Genomic DNA, 21,549 nt, shown 5'->3' with positions numbered 1-21,549 from the left:
CAAGCACACCATCTTAGGAACATTCGACATGGCTGGACACAGCAAATGGGCCAACATCAAGCATAAGAAGGCCGCCACCGACGCCAAGCGCGGCAAGATCTGGACGCGCCTGATCAAGGAAATCACGGTCGCCGCGCGCATGGGCGGCGCCGACGTCGACGCCAACCCGCGCCTGCGCCTGGCCGTCGACAAGGCAGCCGATGCCAATATGCCGAAGGAAAACGTGACGCGTGCGATCCAGCGCGGCTCGGGCAGCCTGGAAGGCGCCAACTATGAAGAGGTGCGCTACGAGGGCTACGGCATCGGCGGCGCCGCCATCATCGTCGACTGCATGACCGACAACCGCGTGCGCACCGTGGCCGAAGTTCGCCACGCCTTCAACAAGAACGGCGGCAACATGGGCAACGAAGGCTCGGTCGCGTTCATGTTCAAGCACTGCGGCCAGCTGATGTTCGCGCCGGGCGTGGACGAGGACAAGCTGATGGAAGCGGCGCTCGACGCCGGCGCCGACGATGTGATCCAGGACGAGGAAGGCGGCTTCGAAGTGCTGTGCGATCCGTTCGCCTTCGCCGGCGTGAAGGACGCGCTGGAGAAAGCCGGCTTCAAGGCCGAAGTGGCCGAGATCATCATGAAGCCGGCCACCGAGACCGTGTTCACCGGCGACGACGCCATCAAGATGCAGAAGATCCTCGACGCGCTCGAAAACCTCGACGACGTGCAGGAAGTCTATACCAACGCCCTGATCGAAGATTAAGTAAGGCTCTTATGAAAATCCTGGTAGTCGGCTCTGGCGGCCGTGAACACGCACTGGCCTGGAAACTGGCCCAATCGGAGCGCATCCAGATGGTGTACGTCGCACCGGGCAACGGCGGCACCGCGCGCGACGTCCGCCTCGTCAACGTCGACATCACCGATCCGGCCGCGCTGGCCGACTTCGCGCAGGCCGAGCATATCGGCCTGACCGTGGTGGGACCGGAAGTGCCGCTGGCAGCCGGCATCGTCAACCTGTTCCGCGGCCGCGGCCTGAAGATCTTCGGCCCGACCAAAGAAGCGGCGCAGCTGGAAAGCTCCAAGGATTTCGCCAAGAGCTTCATGAAGCGCCACGGCATACCGACCGCCGACTCGCTGACCTTCACCGACGTGAAGGAAGCGCACGCCTACATCAAACTGAAGGGCGCGCCGATCGTCATCAAGGCCGACGGCCTGGCTGCCGGCAAAGGCGTGGTCGTCGCAATGACGCTGGAAGAAGCGCACGCCGCCGCCGCGGACATGCTGACCGATAACAAGCTGGGCGACGCCGGGGCGCGCATCGTGGTCGAAGAGTTTTTGGCCGGCGAAGAAGCGAGCTTCATCGTCATGTGCGACGGGAAGAACGTGCTGCCGCTGGCCACCAGCCAGGATCACAAGCGCCTGAAGGACCACGACGAAGGCCCGAACACGGGCGGCATGGGCGCCTATTCGCCGGCGCCGATCGTCACGCCGGCGATGCACGCGCGCGTCATGCGCGAGATCATCAACCCGACCATCGCCGGCATGGCCAAGGACGGCATCATCTTCACCGGCTTCCTGTACGCGGGCCTGATGATCGACGCGGCCGGCAATCCCAGGACGCTGGAATTCAACTGCCGCATGGGCGACCCGGAGACGCAGCCGATCATGGCGCGCCTCAAGAGCGACCTGGTGGGCGTGATGGAGCACGCGGTCAACGGCACGCTCGACGCGGTGGAACTGGACTGGGACCGCCGCACGGCGGTTGGCGTGGTGATGGCGGCTGCCGGCTATCCGGACAGCCCCCGCAAGGGCGACGTCATCGAAGGAATTCCGGCCGAGACGGCGGAATGCGTGACCTTCCATGCGGGGACCGCGATCGTCGGCGGCAACCTGCAGACGGCGGGCGGCCGCGTGCTGTGCGTGGTCGGACTGGGCGACAGCGTCAAGATGGCGCAGAAGCAGGCCTACGAGACGGTCGACAAGATCCACTTCAACGGCGCGCAGTTCCGCCGCGACATCGGCTGGCGCGGGCTGAAGCACTAAAGACGCTGGCATGCGGCGGCGACAAACCCGGGGTCAGGTCCTGGGGACCTGACCCCAGCACTTGGGCGGCGGCTCATGCAACATGCGGGGGTCTGGTCCTGCGGACCTGACCCCGGCTGCCGTTCGGCATTAGTGTACAATTCGTCCTCACTTTTTTATTCCCCGACCGCGCCCCCGAATGTCCGCCCCCTCCCCTCAAGCCGTCAAGGCCTGGCTGCTCGACCTGCAGAACCGCATTGTCTCCGCCCTCGAAAGCGTCGATGGCAAGCCGTTCGTGCGCGACGAGTGGCAGCGCCCCGAAGGCGGCGGCGGCATTTCGCGCCTGATCGAGGAAGGCAATGTGTTCGAGCGCGGCGGCTGCAACTTCTCGCACGTGACCGGCGCCAGCCTGCCACCATCGGCCGTCCACGCGCGCCCCGAGCTGGCCGGCCGCGCCTGGGAAGCGATGGGCGTGTCGCTGGTGCTCCACCCGCGCAACCCGTATGCGCCGACCGTCCACATGAACGTGCGCTTTTTCGAAGCGACCGCCGAAGGCAAGGACCCGGTCTGGTGGTTCGGCGGCGGCATGGACCTGACTCCCTACTACGGCTTCGCCGAGGACGCGCGCCACTTCCACCAGGTGTGCCGCAACGCGCTGGCGCCGTTCGGCGACGACCTGCACGCGCGCTTCAAGACGTGGTGCGACGAGTACTTCTATATCAAGCACCGCCAGGAGCCGCGCGGCGTCGGCGGCATCTTCTTCGACGACTTCAACGAGGCCGGTTTCGACCAGAGCTATGCGATGGTGCAAAGCGTCGGCGCCAGCTTCCTCGACGCCTACCTGCCGATCCTGGAGCGCCGCAAGGACACGCCGTACGGCGAGCGCGAACGCGATTTCCAGGCGTACCGGCGCGGCCGCTACGTCGAGTTCAACCTGGTGTGGGACCGCGGCACGCTGTTCGGCCTTCAGTCGGGCGGCCGCACCGAGGCAATCCTGATGTCGATGCCGCCGATCGTGAAGTGGCGCTACGACTGGCGCCCGGAGCCGGGCAGCGCCGAAGCCGCGCTGGCGACCGACTTCCTGGTCCACAAAGACTGGCTCGCGACGTGACCTTCTGCGTCGCACTGCTGGGAGGCAGTTTCGACCCGGTCCATCACGGCCACGTTGCGCTTGCCGCCCTGTTCGATTCGCTGCTGCACCCCGACCAGCTGCGCGTGATCCCGGCCGGGAACCCGTGGCAGAAAAATGGCCTGAAGACCAGCGCGGAAAACCGCGTCGCGATGCTGGAACTGGCGTTCGGCGAAGCCGGCCTCGAGGTCGTGATCGACCGCCAGGAAATCGAGCGCGCCACGCCGACCTACACCATCGACACGCTTCGTCACGTGCGCGCGGAACTGGGGCCGGATGCGTCGATCGTCTTTCTGATGGGCGCCGACCAGTTGCAGCAATTGGATACGTGGCGCGACTGGCGCACGCTGTTCGACTACGCCCATATCGGCGTGGGCGCGCGCCCCGGTTACGCGCTGGACCAGGCGGCCTTGCCGCCGGCCGTCGCACAAGAATTCATGGTACGCCAGGGGAGCCTGGAACAGCTTCGTACCACACCGTCCGGCAGGGTTTTCCTGGCCGAGACGCTGGCCGTGGACGTCTCAGCCACCCAGGTTCGTGCTGCACTGCAACGGGGAGAACAGGCAAACTCGCTTATCTCTCCGGTAGTGCTAGACTACATTCAACAACATAATTTATACAAAATCTAATGGATATCAAAAAACTGCAAGCCCTGGTCGTCGACGCACTCGAAGACGTCAAGGGCCAGGAAATCACCGTGTTCGACACCGTGCACCTGACCAGCCTTTTCGACCGCATCGCGGTTGTCTCGGGCACCTCGAACCGCCAGACCAAAGCGCTCGCCGCTTCGGTGCGCGATAAGGTCAAGGATGCCGGCGGCGACGTGATCGGCATCGAAGGCGAAGACACCGGCGAATGGGTGCTGGTCGACCTGGGCGACATGATCGTCCACATCATGCAGCCAGCGATCCGCCAGTACTACCGCCTGGAAGAAATCTGGGGCGACAAGCCGGTCAAGCTGGGCGCCGCCAAGCGCACAGGCACGCTCGCTTCGGCCGAAGTGACGAAAGCCGCCGCCAAGCCGAAGTCGAAGCACCTCGCTTCGACCCAGGAAGCGCCGGAAGTCAAGCCGATCAAGGAAGCCAAGCCTGCGGCAGCCAAGAAAGCCGCCGCCAAGAAGACCGCCGCGGCCAAGCCGGCAGCCAAGAAGGCAGCGACCAAGGCAGTGGGCAAGACCGTCAAGGTCGCGCCGACCAAGACCGAAGTGGCGGCCGTCAAGGCGCTCAAGGAGCAGCCGCCGAAGCGCGTCGCCAAGCCAAAGGTCGCGGCCGACGCCGTGCCGGAAAAGAAGGTCATCAAGCGCGTCGCCAAAAAGGTCGAGGCAGAGTAAGCGCCGATGCAGCTTATTATCGCTGCGGTCGGCCACAAGATGCCGGCCTGGATCGAGACCGGCTTTTCCGAGTACACCAAGCGCATGCCGCCCGAGCTGCGCATCGTGCTCAAGGAAATCAAGCCGGTCGAGCGCTCCGGCAGCAAGACCGCCGCCACCGCGATGGCGCTCGAACGCGAGCGCATCGAGGCGGTCCTGCCGAAAGGCGTGCGCATCATTGCCCTCGATGAGCGCGGCAAGGACCTCACCAGCGTCGGCCTGTCGCAGCAGCTGATGGCCTGGCAGCAGGACGGGCGCGACACCGCCTTCCTGATCGGCGGGGCCGACGGCCTCGATCCCGAGCTCAAGGCAAAAGCCGAAGGACTGATCCGCATCTCCAGCATGACGCTCCCGCACGGCGTGGTGCGTGTTATGCTCGCGGAGCAGCTGTATAGGGCGTGGTCGATCACGCAGAACCACCCCTATCACCGCGTCTGATCAATCCACCAGCCTTTTCGATGAAACTGCTCGATAACAAAATCTACCTCGCCTCAAAGAGCCCGCGTCGGCGTGAACTGCTGCGCCAGATCGGCGTCGAGTTCGAACTGCTCATGCTGCGTAGCGATCCGGCGCGCGGCCCCGACGTGACCGAAATCGAGATTCCAGGTGAAACTCCGGCGGCCTACGTCGCGCGGGTGGCCGGCGAAAAGGCGGCGTTCGCGTTCAACGTGGTGCAGATGCGCCGCATGCCGCCGCGCCCCGTGCTGGCGGCCGACACCACCGTCACCATCGATGGCGAGATCCTCGGCAAGCCGGCGGACCCGGACGAAGCGGCGCGCATGCTCGAGCGCCTGTCCGGCCGCACCCACCAGGTGCTGACGTCGGTCGCGGTGCACCACACCAAAATGGCCGAACAAGTCACCCAGGTATCGCAGGTGCGCTTCGCCACGCTCACGCCGGCGGCGATCAAGGCCTATTGCGCCAGCGCCGAGCCGTACGACAAGGCCGGCGGCTACGGCATCCAGGGCTTGGCCGCGCTGTTCGTCGAGCACATCGACGGCAGCCACTCGGGCATCATGGGGCTGCCGCTGTACGAGACGGCCAGGCTGCTGCGCATGGCCGGCGTGCCGCTGCCTTAAAAGGCCAAGGTCAACACCAGGGTCTGACCCACAGGGTCAGACCCCTACCGTTGGTCCCCACTTCCAGTGCGCGCCCGTGTATCATCGCGCTATGAACGAAGACATCCTCATCAACATCACGCCCCAGGAAACGCGCGTCGCGCTGGTCCTGCAGGGGGCCGTGCAGGAACTGCACATCGAGCGCACGCTCACGCGCGGCCTGGCCGGCAACGTCTACCTCGGCAAAGTGGTGCGCGTGCTGCCGGGGATGCAGTCGGCGTTCATCGATATCGGCCTGGAACGCGCGGCCTTCCTGCACGTCGCCGACATCTGGGAAGCGCGACCGCACGACGGCCCTTCGGTCGCCCCCACCGCCATCGAGAAGATCCTGTTCGACGGCCAGGTGCTGACCGTCCAGGTGATCAAGGATCCGATTGGCACCAAGGGCGCGCGCCTGTCGACGCAGATCTCGATCGCCGGCCGCATGCTGGTGTATCTGCCGCAGGACAATCACATCGGCATCTCGCAGAAGATCGAGAAGGAATCCGACCGCGACCTGCTGCGCTGCCGCCTGCAAAGCCTGTTGCCGCCGGAAGAAAAAGGCGGCTACATCGTGCGCACGATGGCCGAGGAAGCGTCTGACGCCGACCTGCAGGCCGACGTCGACTACCTGCGCAAGACCTGGAGCGCGATCTGCCTCGGCGCGCGCACGCGGCCCGCCACCAGCCTGCTGTACCAGGACCTGAACCTGGCCCAGCGCGTGCTGCGCGACTTCGTGCACGACGACACGGCCAGCATCCAGGTCGACTCGCGCGAGAACTACGTCAACCTGGTCGAATTTGCCAAGGCCTACACCCCGACCGAGCTGCCGCGCCTGCAGCACTATGCCGGCGAGCGGCCGCTGTTCGACCTGTACGGCGTCGAAGAGGAGATCCTGCGCGCGCTGGGCCGGCGCGTGGACCTCAAGTCGGGCGGCTACCTGATCGTCGACCAGACCGAGGCGATGACCACGATCGACGTCAACACCGGCGGCTTTGTCGGTGGGCGCAATTTTGCCGACACCATCTTCAAGACCAATCTCGAGGCGGCGCATGCAATCGCGCGCCAGCTGCGGCTGCGCAACCTGGGGGGCATCATCATCCTCGACTTCATCGACATGGACAACAACGAGCATCGCAACGCGGTGCTGGCCGAGCTGAAAAAGACCCTGTCGCGCGACCGCACCAAAGTGTCGGTGAGCGGCTTCTCGGCGCTCGGGCTGGTGGAGATGACGAGGAAGCGCACGCGCGAATCGCTGGCGCATATCCTGTGCGAGCCGTGCCCGGCGTGCTCAGGCAAAGGCCAGGTCAAGACCAGCCGCACCATCTGCTACGAGATCCTACGCGAGCTGCTGCGGGAGGCGAAGCAGTTCAACCCGCGCGAATTCCGCATCCTCGCATCGCAGGAAGTGGTGGACCTGTTCCTCGAAGAAGAGTCGCAACACCTGGCGATGCTGGGCGACTTCATCGGCAAGCGCATCTCGCTGCAAGTGGAAAACGCGTACCACCAGGAGCAGTACGACGTCATTTTGATGTAGCGATCGTGCGCGAAGTTCGGGCGAATCGGAGTAAGCTTATTTTTTTCGCAAGCTGAAACGGAGATGCAATGAACGTCCTGATGGTACTGACTTCGCACGACAAACTGGGCGACACGGGCAAGAAGACCGGCTTCTGGCTGGAGGAATTCGCCGCGCCCTACTACGTCTTCAAGGACGCTGGCGCGAACATCACGCTGGCCTCGCCCAAAGGCGGCCAGCCGCCGCTCGATCCGAAAAGCGACGAGCCGGATTCGCAGAGCGACGACACGCGCCGCTTCAAGGGCGACGCCGATGCGCAGAAGGCGCTGGCAAACACGGTCAAGCTGTCAACTGTGTCGGCCGACGATTTCGACACCGTGTTCTACCCCGGCGGCCACGGCCCGCTGTGGGACCTGGCCGAGGACAAGGACTCGATCAAGCTGGTCGAGTCCATGCACGGTGCGGGCAAGCTGGTGACCGCGGTATGTCACGCGCCGGGCATTTTCAAGCACACCAAAGCGATCGTCGATGGCAAGCAGGTCACGGGCTTCACCAATACCGAGGAGGCTGCGGTGCAGCTGACAGACGTGGTGCCGTTCCTGGTGGAGGACATGCTAAAGGCGAACGGCGGCAAATACAGCAAGGGGGCCGACTGGGCGCCGCACGTCGTCGTCGATGGAAATCTCATCACCGGCCAAAACCCGGCATCGTCCGGTCCCGCGGCCGAAGCGGCGCTGAAGTACCTGAAGCGCTAGCGCATCGTTGGGGTCTGGTCCCGCGGACCTGACCCCATCTCGGACCGGCCCGGGTTCATTTCCGACTCAACGCATTTATGTCAGGCGCTTCCAGCACGCGCTTCGGCGCGCCGTGACGCACAGCTGCCAGCATCGCCTGTCCCATCTGCGGCGTGCTCAGGATCTGATCTGGCAGCATCGACCGCAGCAGCGGCAAGAGCGGCTTGGTCAGCGTGTAGAACCACCTGTATGAGGTGGTCTTCGACTTCACGCCGAACATCGGCTGGATCATGCCGGGCCTGAAAATGTACACGCCGCGGAACGGCAGCTTGAGGAGCGCGTTTTCGGTCTTGCCGCGCACGCGTTCCCACATGATGCGGCTGGTCTCGCTGCTGTCGGCGCCTGCGCCCGACACGTACACGAACACCATCTGCGGATTGAGCTTCGCCAGCGTGGACGCCGCCGCCATCGTCAGATCGTACGTCATGTGCGTGTACTGCTTCTCCGCCATGCCGGACGAGGTCACGCCGATGCAGAAGAGGCAGGCGTCGAAACCCGTCAGCTCCGCCTCGACGTTGGTGTAATCCCACATTTCGGCGTGCACCAGGTCGACCAGCTTGGCATGTTGCAGGCCGGTCGGCGTGCGGCCCACCGCGACCACCTGCTCCACGTCGGACGCGGCCAGGCACTCGCGCAGCGCGCCCTGCCCGACCATGCCGGTGGCGCCAAACAGGATCACTTTCATGGTCAGCGCGCCGCCGAAGGGTAGAACAGCTGCTGGCCCGCCGGCTTGAATGCGGCGATGCGCGCCTGGCCTTCCGGCGACGTGATCCAGTCGATCAGCAGCTTCGCGCCCTTGTAGTTGATGTCCTTGTGCCTGGCCGGATTGACCGCGATGATCCCGTACGGGTTGAACATCGACTTGTCGCCTTCGACCACGATCTCCAGCCCGGTCTTGGCCTTGTAGGCGCCGTAGGTCGCGCGGTCGGTCAGCGTGTAGGCTTGCAGCTCCGAAGCCATGTTCAGCACCTCGCCCATGCCCAGGCCCGCCGAGATGTAGGTGGCGCCCGACGGCTGGATGCCGGCAGCCTTCCAGTAGTTCTTCTCCATGATGTCGGTGCCGGAGTTGTCGCCGCGCGAGATGAACTTGGCGCCGCTCGCGTGGATCTTGCGGAACGCGGCCAGCACATCCTTCCCGCCCCGAATGCGCGCCGGATCGGCCACCGGCCCCGCCACCACGAAGTCGTTGTACATCACGTCGCGCCGGTCGATGCCGTAACCGTCGGCGACGAACTTGTCTTCCATCGGACGCGCATGCACCAGCGTCACGTCGACGTCGCCGTTCTTGGCCAGCTCCAGCGCCTTGCCGGTGCCGACCGAGATCACATTGACCTTGGTGCCGGTCCTGGCTTCGAACGCCGGCAGCAGCCAGCCGAGCAGGCCCGAGTTTTCGGTGCTGGTGGTGGTCGACATGCGGATCACGTCGGCCGCGGAGGCCGCGCCGCCGACGAGCGATGCGGCGATCATCAATGCTAAGAGGGTGCGGCGTTGCATGGCTTCTCCTGGTTATTTGTGTTCGATGCGCCCATCGCGCAGTTTAAGTCGCTGCACGCCCGGCAGCCCGATCAGGTCGGGGTCGTGGCAGGCCATCACCACGCTGGCGCCGGCCGCGGTCAAGGTCGGGATCAGCGCGATGACCTGTTCCCGGGCGGCGCCGTCGAGGTTCGCGGTCGGTTCGTCCAGCAGCAGCAGGCGCGGCTTCAGCACCTTGGCGCGCGCCAGCGCAACGCGCTGCTTCTCGCCGCCCGACAGGCTCACCGGGTCGCTGTCGCGCAGGTGCGCCACCCCGGCCCATTCCATCGCCTGCTCGACGTCGGCCTGCACCTGCGATTTCGACACGCCGCGCGCCAGCAAACCGTAGCCAATATTATGCGCGACGCTGGTGGAAAACATGATCGGATGCTGGTGCACGTAGCCGACCGCGGCGCGCATCGCCGTCGGATAGGGATCCAGCGCCAGCGCCTTGCCGTCGAAGGTCAGCGCCCCCGCGTCGGCGTGTTCAAGCCCAGCGAGGATGCGCAGCAAGGTGCTCTTGCCGGCGCCGTTCACGCCGGTGAGCACATACGCCGACGCCGCATCGAGGGCGAAGCGGTCGATGTCGAACAGCTGGCGCTCGCCGAAATGCTTGCGCAGGTGTTCGATGACCAGCAGCGCGCTCACACGTGGCCCCGCGCCATGTGGGCGTCGCCCTGCAGCAGCATCAGCGCGCCGTTCATCAGCAGCGCGATCGCCACCAGCACCATGCCGAGCGCGATGCCCTGGGCGAATTCGCCCTTGCTGGTTTCGAGCGCGATAGCGGTGGTGATGGTGCGCGTCTCGCCGGCGATGTTCCCGCCGACCATCAGCGCGCAGCCCACTTCCGAGATCACGCGTCCGAAGCCGCTGATGATCGCCGCCATCACGCCGAAGCGCACTTCGTACAGCACCGTCGTCATCACGCGCCAGCCCGAGGCGCCGTGCGCGATGGCCGTTTCGGCATAACGCGGATCGGCCGCCTGCACCGCCGCGAGCGTGAACGCCACCAGCACCGGCATCGCGATGACGAACTGGCCGGCGACGACGCCCGGCTGCGAAAACAGCCAGTGCAGGCCGCCGAGCGGCCCCGCGCGCGACAGCATCAGGTACAGCAAAAGCCCGATCAGCACCGTCGGCAGCGACAGCGCCGCCTGGGCCAGCCAGATCGTCACGCGCCGGCCGCGGAAGCGGTGCGCCGCGATCGCGTAGCCCAGCGCCACGGCGATCGGCGTCGCCAGCGCGAGGCCGATCAAACTTGTCTTGAGGGAGATCCAGATGATGCGCCAGAGCGCGGCGTCGCCCGACAGGAACAGGGCGAAGGCGCCGCGGATCGCGTCGAGCAAGGACATCAGGCCTGGCGCACCACGGGTTCGAGCAGGTGCGGCTCGAATTCCAGCCGCTGCTGCCCGGTCAGCAGCAGGAAGTGCTTGCCGGAGCAGCGCGACATCAGCGACATGCCGACGCGTTCGGCCACCATGTGCCCCATCTGCGTGGTGCCGGAGCGCGACAGCAGGAACGGGATGCCCATTTGCGCACCCTTCATCACCATCTCGGAGGTGAGCCGGCCTGTGGTGTAGAACACCTTGTCGCCGCCGGCCACGTCGTCGAGCCACATGCGCCCGGCGATGGCGTCGACCGCGTTGTGGCGGCCCACGTCCTCGAAGAAGTACAGCAGCTCGCCGCTGTTGGAGAACAGCGCGCAGCCATGCACCGAGCCGGCCTGCTTGTAGATCGAATTCTGGGTGCGGATGGTGTCGACGATCTTGTAGACCACCGACTGGCGCAGGCGCGCGTCCGCCGGCAGCGAGATCTTGTCGATTTCGTCCATCAGGCCGCCGAACACGGATCCCTGGCCGCAGCCGGTGGTCACCACCTTCTTCGACGTGCGCTCCTCGACGTCGGCGATGCCGTTGCGCGTGACCACCGCCACCGCATCCACCGACCAGTCGACCTGCACCGACTCGATTTCGTCGATCGCCTTGACCAGGCGCTGGTTGCGTAAATACCCGAGCGTCAGCGCTTCGGGCGCGCCGCCCAGCGTCATCAGGGTGACCAGTTCGCGCTTGTCGACGTACACCGTCAGCGGGCGCTCGGCGGGAATCGCGATGGTGGAACGGCGCCCGCGCTCGTCGACGACTTCGACGTCGTGAGTAAGCGCGGCGCTCGCCTGTGAAAGCTGCGGGCGAAGTGGAGAAAAAGGCATCATGGCAGGTATTGTGCCATACCCTCCCCCTCGCCACAGGAGCAGGATTTCACAAAATTAGCCGAAGTCAATTTCCGGGTGTGGGGGGGGCAAGTCCGCGGACCTGCCCCGACACATCACTTAAACAGCAGCACGGCCTTTTGCAGCGTGATCCAGATCCCGATCGTCAACGGGATGCCGACCGCCGCCCAGGCGAACACCGTCACCGCCGAACTGGTGGCGCCGCTGCCGACAGCGACCGCTGAACCGGACGATGCGTTGATGTCGCGCTCGTTGGCCAGGCGCTTCTCGGCCGCGAGCTCGTCCTCGGTCATGAAGTGCTTGTCGGCGATCGGCCGGACCATCAGGTTGCACAGCATGCCGATCACGATCAGCCCTGCGAGCAGGTACATCGTGATGTCGTATGCCTGGGCCTTTGCGACACCGTGCGCGATCTGGTACTCGCGGATGTAGTTCACCAGCACCGGGCCGAACACGCCGGCTGCGGCCCACGCGGTCAGGATCCAGCCATGGATCGCGCCGACCATCTGCGTGCCGAACAAGTCGGCGATGTAGGCCGGGATGGTCGAGAAGCCGCCGCCGTACATCGACAGGATGATGCAGAAGAAGGCGACGAACAGCGCCAGCTGGCCGGTGTGCGCCATCGTCGGGATCGACGCGTAGAGCAGCACGCCCAGCACCAGGAACACGAAGTAGGTCGCCTTGCGGCCGATGTAATCCGAGCACGACGCCCAGAAGAAGCGCCCGCCGATGTTAAACAGCGACAGCAGGCCGGTGAAGCCGGCGGCGATCGCGGCGATCTGCCCCTTCTGCGCCAGCGTCAGTTCGTTGAACGGGACGTCGAGGCCAAGCAGGCGGCCGCCGAACACTTCCTGCAGCAGCGGCGACGCCATCCCGAGGATGCCGATACCGGCCGTCACGTTCAGGCACAGCACGCTCCACAGCAGCCAGAATTGCGGGATGCGCAGCACCTTGCTGACATGGACGTGGCGCGTGGTGATCATCGCATTGCTGCTCTGGCCCACCGGCGGCGTCCAGCCGGCCGGCTTCCAGCCAGTCGCCGGCACGCGGTACGCCATCGCGCCGCAGATCATGAAGACGAAGTAGACCAGCGCCATGGTGAGGAAGGTCTCGAACACGCCGACCGAGGTGGGGGTGGCAAAGAACTTCATCAGCTTGTCGGCCATCGGCGCGCCGATCATGGCGCCGCCGCCAAATCCCATGATCGCCATGCCGGTGGCCATGCCGCGCCGGTCGGGGAACCATTTGATCAGCGTGGACACCGGCGAAATGTAGCCGAGTCCAAGTCCGATCCCGCCGATCACGCCCGAGCCTAGCCAGAGCAGCCAGATCTGGTGGGTCTTGACGCCGATCGCGGAAATCACCAAACCGCCGCACCAGCACAGCGCCGAGACGACGCCGGCCTTGCGCGGGCCGGCGTGTTCCAGCCAGCCGCCGAACAGCGCCGCGGCGCCGCCAAGGAAGACGAAGAACAGCGTGTACATCCAGCCCAGCATCGAGATCTGCCAGTCGCAGGTGGTCGAAAAAATCTTCGCGAAAAAGTCCATACCGGCCGCGCACGCGACGGGTTGGGTCACGCCGATCGCGCGCGACAGCGGCAGCCAGAACACGGAAAATCCGTACGCCATGCCGATACACAGGTGGATCGCTAGCGCCGCCGGGGGCACCAGCCAGCGGTTGAAGCCCGGTCCCGCGATCGTTCGTTCCTTATCCAAAAAAGACATCGTCTCACTCCTCGGTTTGTTCTAAACAGCAATGTGAATACATTGCACCAATACTTTTTTATGTCTCGCAGTAACATAATGCAAAATACATATGAATAGGCAATATTTCAATCTGTCCTGAACAAAAACATACAAACTCGCCATTTTTGTGCTCTTTTGCCGCATTTTGTTTCGCTGTGCAAACCCACGTTTCGAAATTCGTTGACTTGCAGGTGACCGACCGGCACACTGCTTCCATATGTCGGAGGGCGGCGATGGATCCTGAAATCGAAGTGTTCAGCGATGACGACGAGGGCAAGGACCGCCAGTTCGTCAACGCCCTCGCGCGCGGCCTCGAAGTGCTGCGCTGCTTTCGCCCCGGCGAGCAGTTTCTGGCCAACGCGGAACTGGCCAAGCGCACGTCGATTCCCAAGCCGACCATCTCGCGCCTGACCTACACCCTCACCAAACTCGGCTACCTGGCCTACTCCGAATCCCTCGGCAAATACCAGCTTGGCGCCGGCGTGCTGGCCCTCGGCTACCGCATGCTGTCGAACTTCGACGTGCGCAAGATGGCGCGCGAACCGATGGCGGAGCTGGCCGAATACGCGCAGGCCTCGGTGTCGCTCGGCACGCGCGACCGCCTCAGCATGGTCTACATCGAAACCTGCCGCAGCAGCGCCAACGTCACGCTGAAGCTGGACGTCGGCTCGCGCATCCCGCTTGCCACCACCGCGATGGGCAAGGCGCTGCTGTGCGTGCTGCCGCAGGCCGAACGCGATTATTTGCTGGATCACGTCCGCCAGCACGATCCCGAACGCTGGCCGAAGATCAAGGCCGGCGTCGAGCAGGCTTACAAGGACTACCAGGACCTCGGCTTCTGCATCTCCGCCGGCGAGTGGCAGACCGACGTGCACGCGGTCGGCGTGCCGGCCTTCGGCGCCGACGGCGAACAGGTCATGGCCTTCAACTGCGGCGGCCCGGCCTTCCTGCTGTCGCGCGACAAGCTGGTCGGCGACCTGGGTCCGCGCCTGGTGAAGCTGGTAAAAGACATCGAAACCAATTTAGGCCGCGGCTGACGCGCACACTCCATGATCCGTGACGAAGAAACCCTCAACATCCTGCTCGACTCGATATCCCGCTTCGTGCGCGAGGTGCTGGTGCCGAACGAGAACCTGGTCGCCGAAACCGACGAGATCCCGCCCGCGATCGTCGCCCAGATGCGCGAACTCGGGCTGTTCGGCCTGTCGATCCCCGAACAGTACGGCGGCCTGCAGCTGACCATGGAAGAAGAAGTGCGCGTCGCTTTCGAAATCGCCAAGACCTCGCCGGCCTTCCGCTCGCTGATCGGCACCAACAACGGCATCGGCTCACAGGGCATCGTCATCGACGGCACGCCGGAGCAAAAGCAGCACTACCTGCCGAAGCTGGCCGCCGGCGAGATCATCGGCTCGTTCGCGCTGACCGAGCCGGGATCGGGATCCGACGCCGCTTCGCTGCGCACGTCCGCGGTGCGCGACGGCGACTTCTATCTCCTCAACGGCACCAAGCGCTACATCACCAACGCGCCGGAGGCCAGCATCTTCACGGTGATGGCGCGCACCGACCCGGTCAAGCGCGGCGCCGGCGCCATCTCCGCCTTCATCGTAGAGAAGGACACGCCCGGCCTCTCGCTCGGCAAAATCGACAAGAAGATGGGCCAGCGCGGCGCCCACACCTGCGACGTGGTGTTCGAGAACTGCCGCGTGCCGGCGGCGAACGTCATCGGCGGCAAGGAAGGCGTCGGCTTCAAGACCGCGATGAAGGTGCTCGACAAGGGCCGCCTGCACATCGCCGCGGTGTGCGTCGGCGCCGCCGAACGCATGCTCGACGACGCCCTGCGCTACGCGATGGAGCGCCAGCAGTTCGGCCAGCCGATCGCCGAATTCCAGCTGATCCAGGCGATGCTGGCCGACAGCAAGGCCGAGATCTACGCCGCGCGCAGCATGGTGATCGACGCCGCGCGCAAGCGTGACAATGGCGATGACGTGTCGACCGAGGCATCGTGCTGCAAGCTGTTCGCCTCCGAGATGTGCGGCCGCGTGGCCGACCGCTCGGTGCAGATCCACGGCGGCGCCGGCTACATCTCGGAATACGCGGCCGAACGCTTCTATCGCGACGTGCGCCTGTTCCGAATCTACGAAGGCACCTCGCAGATCCAGCAGATCGTCATCGCCCGCAACATGATCAAGGCGGCGCAGAAGTAATGGACACCGCTGCGCTGCTCGCCGCCCTGCCCGACCGCATCAGCGCGATCGTGCGGAATGGCGCCGCGCGCGCGCCGGATGCGCCGGCGCTCAATGAAGGCGGCCGCACCTGGACCTATGCGCAACTGGCCTGCGAAGTCGAGGCGAGCGTCGCCTTGCTGCGCCAGTTGGGCGTGCGCGGCGGCGACCGGGTGATGGTGGTCGGCGAGAACTGCGTCGCGCAGGTCGCGCTGATCTTCGCCGCGGCCGAACTCGATGCCTGGATCGTCAACGTCAACGCGCGCCTTTCCGCCGCCGAAATCGCCAATATCCGCGAGCATAGCGGCGCGCGGCGCGTGCTGTATACGGTGAGCGCCTCGCCGGACGCGAGGCAGCATGCGCAACGCGACGGTGCGCAGGCGTACGGCGACATCATGGCCGGACCGCTGAACGAAGCCTGCACTCCCGAGCCGGTAGAAACCGGCAACGGCCAGGTTGCGGCGCTGATTTACACCACCGGCACCACCGGCAATCCCAAGGGCGTGATGCTCACGCACCGCAACCTGCTTTTCATCGCCGCCGTGTCGAGCACCCTGCGCGGCCTGACGCCGCGGGACCGCGCCTACGGAGTGCTGCCCATCTCGCACGTCTACGGCCTGGCCTCGGTCATGCTCGGCACGCTGTACGCGGGCGCCTGCCTGTACCTGGCGTCGCGCTTCTCCGCCGACGCCATGCTGCGCGCGATCGATGAAGACGAGCTCACCATCTTGCAAGGCGTGCCGGCGATGTACGCGCGGTTGCTGGAACTCGCAGGCAAGCCGCTGGCATCGCATCTGCGTTTCCTCTACGCCGGCGGCTCGCCGCTCGATCCCGTGTTGAAGGCCCAGGTGGAAGCGGTGTTCGGCCTGCCGCTGCATAACGGCTACGGCATGACGGAAAGCTCGCCTACCATCAGCCAGACCCGCCTCGACGCGCCGCGCGCCGACACATCGGTCGGCACCGTGATCCCCGGCGTCGAAGTGCGCATCGTCGATGCCGGCGGCGACGACGTGCCGGCCGGTGAAGCGGGCGAACTCTGGGTCCGCGGTCCCAACGTGATGAAGGGGTATTATCGTGAAGCGGCGCTGACCGCGGCAACGATGCGCCCGGGCGGCTGGCTCAATACCGGCGACATGGCGCGCCGGGATGCGGACGGCGCGCTGTTCATTGTCGGACGCACCAAGGAGCTCATCATCCGCTCCGGCTTCAACGTCTATCCGCTGGAAGTGGAGACGGCGCTCAACGCGCATCCCGGCGTCGCGCAATCGGCGGTGGTCGGCCGCGCGGTCGCCGGAGGCAACGAGGAAGTGGTGGCGTTTGTCGAAGCCGCGCCGGGCCAGGCGCCGAAGGAGCAGGAACTGCGGGACTTTCTGGCTCAGCGGCTTTCGCCGTACAAGTGCCCGTCCCGAATCGTCATCATGGCGGCGCTGCCGGCGGCGGCCACCGGAAAAATTTTGAAAGGCCGGTTGAAAACACTGGCGCAAGAAACGCCAAACATAAAAACTGACACAGGAGACAAGTAGATGAAAACGACTTTCAAGCGGTTGGCAATGGCAGCGCTGGTTTCGGCGGCATTCATCGGCGGCGCGAGCGCCGAGGAGATCAAGGTCGGCGCGGAACTTCCGCTGACCGGATCGCTCGCGCGCGTGGGCGCCGGCATGCAGGAAGGGATCATGGTGGCGCAGGAGGTCTTCAACAAGACCAACGGCAAGCACACGATCAAGGTCATCACCATCGACGACGAATCGGCGCCGGCCAAGGCCATCGCCGCGGTCGAAAAGCTCGCCAGCGACGGCGTGGTCGCCATCACCGGCGGCTACGGCAGCAACAACATCTCGCCTGCTTCGGACGCCGCCAACAAGCTCGGCCTGGTCTACATCACCTCGGGCGGCGTCGACGACAGCCTGGTCGCCGCCGGCCGCAAGAATTTTTTCCGCATCAATAACTCGGCCGGCTACGAAAAGGCGCTGGTGGGCCTGCTGCAGGACGTGAACGCCAAGTCGGTCTCGATCGTCTACTCCACCAAGGACGCCACCTCTGGGCTGGCCAAGGACGTCGAGAAGGCGCTCGCCGCCAAGGGCGTGAAGGTCGCGATGCACTCGTTCGACCCGGCCATCACCGACTTCAAGCCGATCATCAACAAGGTCAAACTCCAGGACAAATCGGAAGTCATCGCCATGGTCGGCTACGAAAACGACTACGTCGGCATCCTGCGCGCCGCCCGCGTGCTCAAGCCGACGGTCAAGGCGATGGTCGGCGTGTGGTCGCTGGCGACGCCGAAGATGGCCGCCGACTTCCCCGACCTGATGCCAAACGTGTTCGGCACCGCGCTGCTGCCGTTCCCGGCCGAATTCAAGACCGCCGACGGCAAGGCCTTCGCCGACGCCTACAAGGCGCTGTACAAGAAGGAGCCGGACTACCTCGGCCAGTTCGGCTACGTGCAGTCGATGCTGCTGTTCGAAGCGATCGCGCGCGCGGCCGACAAGGGCACGCTGAAGAAAGGCGGCATCGCCGACGAAATGCGCAAGACCGACAAGGAGACGCTGATCGGCCGCGTGCAGTTCGGCGCCAACGGCGACAACCCGAACTTCGTGCACCGCATGGGCCAGCACCAGGACAAGAAGATCGTCATCGTCTGGCCGAAGGAAACCGCCACCGGCAAGATCGCCTATCCAGCCTTGCCCTGGTAAGCCGACATGACTGAACTGATACTGCAGGCGCTGTATTCGGGCTTGCTGCAGGGCGGCTCGTACGCCCTGATCGCGCTTGGCCTGGCGCTGGTGTTCGGCACAATGAAGGTGATCAACCTGGCGCACGGCGAACTGGTGCTGCTCGCCGCCTACGTCGCCTACGCGGTCGAGTCGGGCCTGGGCTGGGGCCCGATCCTCGCGATCCCGGTCGCGCTGGTCGTGGTGTGCATCGCCGCGGTATCGGTCTACCTGATAGTCAGCCGCATCAAGAAGGACCGCGAGATCAACTCGCTGATCCTTACCTACGGCATCGGCGTCATCCTGACCAACGTCATTCTGCTGGTCTGGCACGCCGATGTGCGCTCGACCAGCTCCACCTGGCTGCAGGAAGCCTTCGTCGTCGGCCCGCTGTTCTCGATGCGCAGCGAACTGATTTTCTTCGGCGTCAGCATCGTGCTGATGGCCGCGCTGTGGTGGTGGCTGTCGAAAAGCTGGTACGGCCGCGCGGTGCGCGCCGTGTCGAGCAATCGCGACGCGGCCAAGCTGATGGGCGTCGACCCGGGCCGCACCGAGCTGGTGTCCTTCCTCGTCGCCGGCGTGCTGGCGGCGTTCGCCGGCGTGGCGCTATTCAGCTACGGCGTGATCCAGCCGGCCTACGGCGGCGCGCTGACCGTCAAGGCCTTCATCATCACCGTGCTGGCCGGCGTCGGCTCGATCCCCGGCGTGCTGCTCGGCGCCGTGCTGCTCGGCGTGGCCGAAGCGCTCACCGTCACCCTCGCCAGTTCGGCACTGCAGGAACTGGCCGGCATGACGCTGTTCCTGCTGGTGCTGTTCGTGATGCCCAACGGCCTGTTCGGCGCGGCGCGGAGGCGCGGATGAAGTACGCAAAGATCCTGGCGATCCTGGTCTTCGCCTACGCCGTGGTGCCGCTGGCGGTCGGCGCCAACAACTACTATATGAGCATGCTGGTCGCCGCGCTGATCATCGGCGGCGTGGCGCTGTCGTGGGCCCTGCTCGGCAACCTGGGTGGCATGGTCAGCTTCGGCCACTCCGCGTTTGTCGGCATTGGCGCCTACGTCTCGGCCATCCTGTCGGCCAAACACGGGATACCGGTGCTGATGGCGGTGCCGCTGGGCGGCGTCGGCGCGGTGCTCGCTTCCATCGTCATGATGCCCGTGCTGCGCCTGCGCGGGCCTTACTTCGCGTTGGCGATCCTGGCGTACGCGCACATCTTCCGCATCCTCGCGACCGAATGGAGCTCAGTGACCGGCGGCTCGGGCGGCGTCTCCGGCATCCCGGGCTTCCCCGCCTGGTTCGACATGAACAACAAGATGGCTTCCTACCTGGTCGCGGTCACGCTGGTGTTTCTTTTTGCATGGGCATATCACGGCATCCGCGCCAGCTACTACGGCATCGCCCTGCGCGCCATGCACGACAGCGAGGACGCAACCCGCGTGGTCGGCGTCAACAGCACTGTGCTCAAGGCAGCGATGCTGATGGTGTCGGCCTTCATGGCCGGCGTGTTCGGCGCCGTCAACGCCCACTACATCAACTTCCTCGAGCCGGACTACGCGTTCAACGCGCTGTGGGTGACCCTGCCGATCGTCGCGGCCATCTTCGGCGGCTATCGCACCATCTCCGGGCCGGTAATCGGCGCGCTGGTCGTGTACCTTGCCGACCAGCTGGTGTTCAAGACGCTCATGCCGACGGGGCACCAGCTGGTGCTGGGCGTGCTGCTGGTCTTGATGATCGTGTTCAGCCCTTCCGGCCTGATGTCCCTGGTGATGAAAAAGAAGCAGGCGGCGCCCCATGCTTGAACTCGAAAACATATCGGTGCGCTTCGGCGGCCTGACCGCCGTCAACGACGTCACCCTGAAGATCGGCAGCCACGACGTCATCGGCCTGGTCGGCTCGAACGGCGCTGGCAAGACCACGCTGTTCAACGCGATCTCCGGGCTGGTGCAGCCGACCGCGGGCCGGATCCGCTTCGACGGCAAGGACGTGATGCGCGCACCGATGTACCGCCGCGCGCGGCTCGGCATCGGCCGAACCTTCCAGGTGCCGCAGCCGATGCACGAACTGACCGTGCGCGAGAACCTGCTGGTGGCGCAGCGCTTCGGCACCGGCCGGGTGGACCAGAAAAAGATCGACGAGATCCTCGACTTCACCAGCCTTCTCGACAAGGCCGGCCGCGACGCCGCGGGCGAGCTGGCGCTGACCGAACTGAAGGCGCTGGAAGTGGCGAAGGCGCTGGCGACCGACCCGCAGCTGCTGCTGCTCGACGAAGTGCTGGCCGGCCTCGAAACCACCGGCAAGCGGCGCTTCATGGGCATGCTGCGCGACCTGCACACCAAATTCGGCGTCGGCATCGTCATGATCGAACACGACATCGAAATCATCTCCGCGCTGTGCCCGCGCGTGGCGGTGCTCAACTTTGGCCAGCTGATCGCCGACGGCACGCCCGACGCGGTGTTCCGCGACCCGGCCGTCATCAAGAGCTACACGGGAGCCTCGGATGCTTGAACTGAAGCAGGTGCGCGCGGGGTACGGCGCGATCAACGTGCTGTGGGATGTGTCGCTGTCGGCGGCGAGCGGCCAGCTGACCACCATCATCGGGCCGAACGGCGCCGGCAAGACCACCCTGCTGCGCGCGATCATGGGACTGGTGCCGGTGACGCAGGGCGAGATCGCCATCGACGGCAAATCGCTCACCGGCACGCGCACGTGGGACATGGCGGACCTGGGCGTGGCAATGATCCCGGAAGGCCGCATGGTGTTTCGCGACATGAGCGTGGAAGAGAACCTGATCATGGGCGCCTTTCCCAAGGCGCACCGCTCGCATCTGGCCGCGCGGCTCGAGGAAGCGTTTGCGATGTTCCCGCGGCTGCGCGAGCGGCGCAAGCAGCTGGCCGGCTCGCTGTCGGGCGGCGAGGCGCAGATGCTGGCGATGGGACGCGGGCTGATGTCGGACCCGAAGCTGCTGATCGTCGACGAACCGTCGCTCGGACTGGCGCCGCTGGTGGTCAACGAACTGTTCGAGATCCTGGCGCGGCTGAAGGACGGCAAGCGCACGATCGTCCTGGTCGAGCAGAACACCCAGCGCGCGGTCGGCGTGGCCGACCACGTGTACCTGATGCAGAGCGGGAAAGTGGTGATGTCGAAGGTGGCGGCGGAAGTCGACCTGGAACATCTGCACGAGCTGTACTTCGCTCGTTAAATGAATCGGGGTCTGACC

23 protein-coding genes are annotated in these 21,549 nt (G+C 65.4%); 17 read left to right on the top strand and 6 right to left on the bottom strand.

Features of this window, described 5'->3' with window-relative positions; all coding sequences use genetic code 11:
* The first annotated feature begins 28 nt into the window (after positions 1–28).
* The 9 genes from AC1D02_RS18945 (at position 29) to AC1D02_RS18905 (ending at position 7,879) form a co-directional block, all read left to right on the top strand.
* The gene (locus AC1D02_RS18945; protein WP_477319708.1) at positions 29–754 is read left to right on the top strand and encodes a YebC/PmpR family DNA-binding transcriptional regulator; all 726 of its coding nucleotides are present in this window, start codon (positions 29–31) and stop codon (positions 752–754) included.
* Positions 755–765: 11 nt separating this feature from the next.
* The gene (gene purD / locus AC1D02_RS18940) at positions 766–2,034 is read left to right on the top strand and encodes a phosphoribosylamine--glycine ligase (protein ID WP_477319706.1); all 1,269 of its coding nucleotides are present in this window, start codon (positions 766–768) and stop codon (positions 2,032–2,034) included.
* Positions 2,035–2,212: 178 nt separating this feature from the next.
* Entirely contained in the window at positions 2,213–3,124 is a 912-nt protein-coding gene (gene hemF, locus AC1D02_RS18935) for an oxygen-dependent coproporphyrinogen oxidase (protein WP_477319704.1), read from the top strand.
* The gene (locus AC1D02_RS18930; protein ID WP_477319702.1) at positions 3,121–3,771 is read left to right on the top strand and encodes a nicotinate-nucleotide adenylyltransferase; all 651 of its coding nucleotides are present in this window, start codon (positions 3,121–3,123) and stop codon (positions 3,769–3,771) included. Before hemF ends, AC1D02_RS18930 begins: the two co-directional genes overlap by 4 nt.
* A complete protein-coding gene (gene rsfS, locus AC1D02_RS18925) occupies positions 3,771–4,472 on the top strand; it encodes a ribosome silencing factor (RefSeq protein WP_477319700.1) in 702 nt (233 codons plus the stop codon). Before AC1D02_RS18930 ends, rsfS begins: the two co-directional genes overlap by 1 nt.
* A gap of 6 nt (positions 4,473–4,478) precedes the next feature.
* Positions 4,479–4,949, top strand: a complete 471-nt coding sequence (gene rlmH, locus AC1D02_RS18920; protein ID WP_477319698.1) for a 23S rRNA (pseudouridine(1915)-N(3))-methyltransferase RlmH — start codon at positions 4,479–4,481, stop codon at positions 4,947–4,949.
* 20 nt (positions 4,950–4,969) lie between these two features.
* Complete coding sequence (locus AC1D02_RS18915; protein ID WP_477319696.1) at positions 4,970–5,590, top strand: Maf family protein; 621 nt, start codon at positions 4,970–4,972, stop codon at positions 5,588–5,590.
* Positions 5,591–5,681: 91 nt separating this feature from the next.
* Complete coding sequence (gene rng / locus AC1D02_RS18910) at positions 5,682–7,145, top strand: ribonuclease G (RefSeq protein ID WP_477319694.1); 1,464 nt, start codon at positions 5,682–5,684, stop codon at positions 7,143–7,145.
* A gap of 68 nt (positions 7,146–7,213) precedes the next feature.
* The gene (locus AC1D02_RS18905; protein ID WP_477319692.1) at positions 7,214–7,879 is read left to right on the top strand and encodes a type 1 glutamine amidotransferase domain-containing protein; all 666 of its coding nucleotides are present in this window, start codon (positions 7,214–7,216) and stop codon (positions 7,877–7,879) included.
* 55 nt (positions 7,880–7,934) lie between these two features.
* Here AC1D02_RS18905 and AC1D02_RS18900 read toward each other — a convergent pair whose 3' ends face one another.
* The 6 genes from AC1D02_RS18900 to AC1D02_RS18875 all read right to left on the bottom strand — a co-directional run bounded on the left by AC1D02_RS18900 (position 7,935) and on the right by AC1D02_RS18875 (position 13,381).
* Positions 7,935–8,603, bottom strand: a complete 669-nt coding sequence (locus AC1D02_RS18900; RefSeq protein WP_477319690.1) for an NAD(P)H-binding protein — start codon at positions 8,601–8,603, stop codon at positions 7,935–7,937.
* Positions 8,604–8,605: 2 nt separating this feature from the next.
* Positions 8,606–9,412, bottom strand: coding sequence for an ABC transporter substrate-binding protein (locus AC1D02_RS18895; RefSeq protein WP_477319688.1), 807 nt, complete (start codon positions 9,410–9,412; stop codon positions 8,606–8,608).
* A 12-nt stretch (positions 9,413–9,424) separates the two neighbouring features.
* Positions 9,425–10,078 (bottom strand): energy-coupling factor ABC transporter ATP-binding protein, encoded by a 654-nt coding sequence (locus tag AC1D02_RS18890; protein ID WP_477319686.1) that lies wholly within the window; start codon positions 10,076–10,078, stop codon positions 9,425–9,427.
* Positions 10,075–10,782: an ABC transporter permease gene (locus tag AC1D02_RS18885; RefSeq protein WP_477319684.1), complete on the bottom strand. Its 708-nt coding sequence runs from the start codon at positions 10,780–10,782 to the stop codon at positions 10,075–10,077. The genes AC1D02_RS18890 and AC1D02_RS18885 overlap by 4 nt, the downstream gene beginning before the upstream one ends.
* Complete coding sequence (locus tag AC1D02_RS18880) at positions 10,782–11,639, bottom strand: formate dehydrogenase accessory sulfurtransferase FdhD (protein WP_477319682.1); 858 nt, start codon at positions 11,637–11,639, stop codon at positions 10,782–10,784. Before AC1D02_RS18880 ends, AC1D02_RS18885 begins: the two co-directional genes overlap by 1 nt.
* Positions 11,640–11,752: 113 nt before the next feature.
* Complete coding sequence (locus tag AC1D02_RS18875; protein WP_477319680.1) at positions 11,753–13,381, bottom strand: OFA family MFS transporter; 1,629 nt, start codon at positions 13,379–13,381, stop codon at positions 11,753–11,755.
* 254 nt (positions 13,382–13,635) lie between these two features.
* Here AC1D02_RS18875 and AC1D02_RS18870 point away from each other — a divergent pair, with 254 nt between their 5' ends.
* The 8 genes from AC1D02_RS18870 to AC1D02_RS18835 are packed head-to-tail and all read left to right on the top strand — an operon-like array spanning position 13,636 to position 21,531.
* Positions 13,636–14,439, top strand: coding sequence for an IclR family transcriptional regulator (locus AC1D02_RS18870; protein ID WP_477319678.1), 804 nt, complete (start codon positions 13,636–13,638; stop codon positions 14,437–14,439).
* Between the two features lie 12 nt (positions 14,440–14,451).
* Positions 14,452–15,606 carry an acyl-CoA dehydrogenase family protein gene (locus AC1D02_RS18865; protein WP_477319676.1) on the top strand — a complete coding sequence of 385 codons (1,155 nt, stop codon included), beginning with the start codon at positions 14,452–14,454 and terminating at the stop codon, positions 15,604–15,606.
* A complete protein-coding gene (locus tag AC1D02_RS18860; protein ID WP_477319674.1) occupies positions 15,606–17,147 on the top strand; it encodes a class I adenylate-forming enzyme family protein in 1,542 nt (513 codons plus the stop codon). The genes AC1D02_RS18865 and AC1D02_RS18860 overlap by 1 nt, the downstream gene beginning before the upstream one ends.
* Positions 17,148–18,314: an ABC transporter substrate-binding protein gene (locus AC1D02_RS18855; protein WP_477319672.1), complete on the top strand. Its 1,167-nt coding sequence runs from the start codon at positions 17,148–17,150 to the stop codon at positions 18,312–18,314. It abuts the gene before it with no gap.
* 6 nt (positions 18,315–18,320) lie between these two features.
* On the top strand, positions 18,321–19,193 hold the full coding sequence (locus tag AC1D02_RS18850; protein WP_477319670.1) for a branched-chain amino acid ABC transporter permease: 873 nt from the start codon (positions 18,321–18,323) through the stop codon (positions 19,191–19,193).
* Positions 19,190–20,131, top strand: coding sequence for a branched-chain amino acid ABC transporter permease (locus tag AC1D02_RS18845; RefSeq protein ID WP_477319668.1), 942 nt, complete (start codon positions 19,190–19,192; stop codon positions 20,129–20,131). The genes AC1D02_RS18850 and AC1D02_RS18845 overlap by 4 nt, the downstream gene beginning before the upstream one ends.
* A complete protein-coding gene (locus AC1D02_RS18840; protein WP_477319666.1) occupies positions 20,124–20,837 on the top strand; it encodes an ABC transporter ATP-binding protein in 714 nt (237 codons plus the stop codon). Before AC1D02_RS18845 ends, AC1D02_RS18840 begins: the two co-directional genes overlap by 8 nt.
* Positions 20,830–21,531, top strand: a complete 702-nt coding sequence (locus tag AC1D02_RS18835) for an ABC transporter ATP-binding protein (protein ID WP_477319664.1) — start codon at positions 20,830–20,832, stop codon at positions 21,529–21,531. The genes AC1D02_RS18840 and AC1D02_RS18835 overlap by 8 nt, the downstream gene beginning before the upstream one ends.
* Positions 21,532–21,549: the final 18 nt, after the last annotated feature.

The organism is Massilia sp. P1_C10, assembly GCF_056406475.1.
The sequence above is the reverse complement of the archived record's forward strand: the minus strand, read 5'-3'. Positions and strand labels throughout refer to the sequence as shown.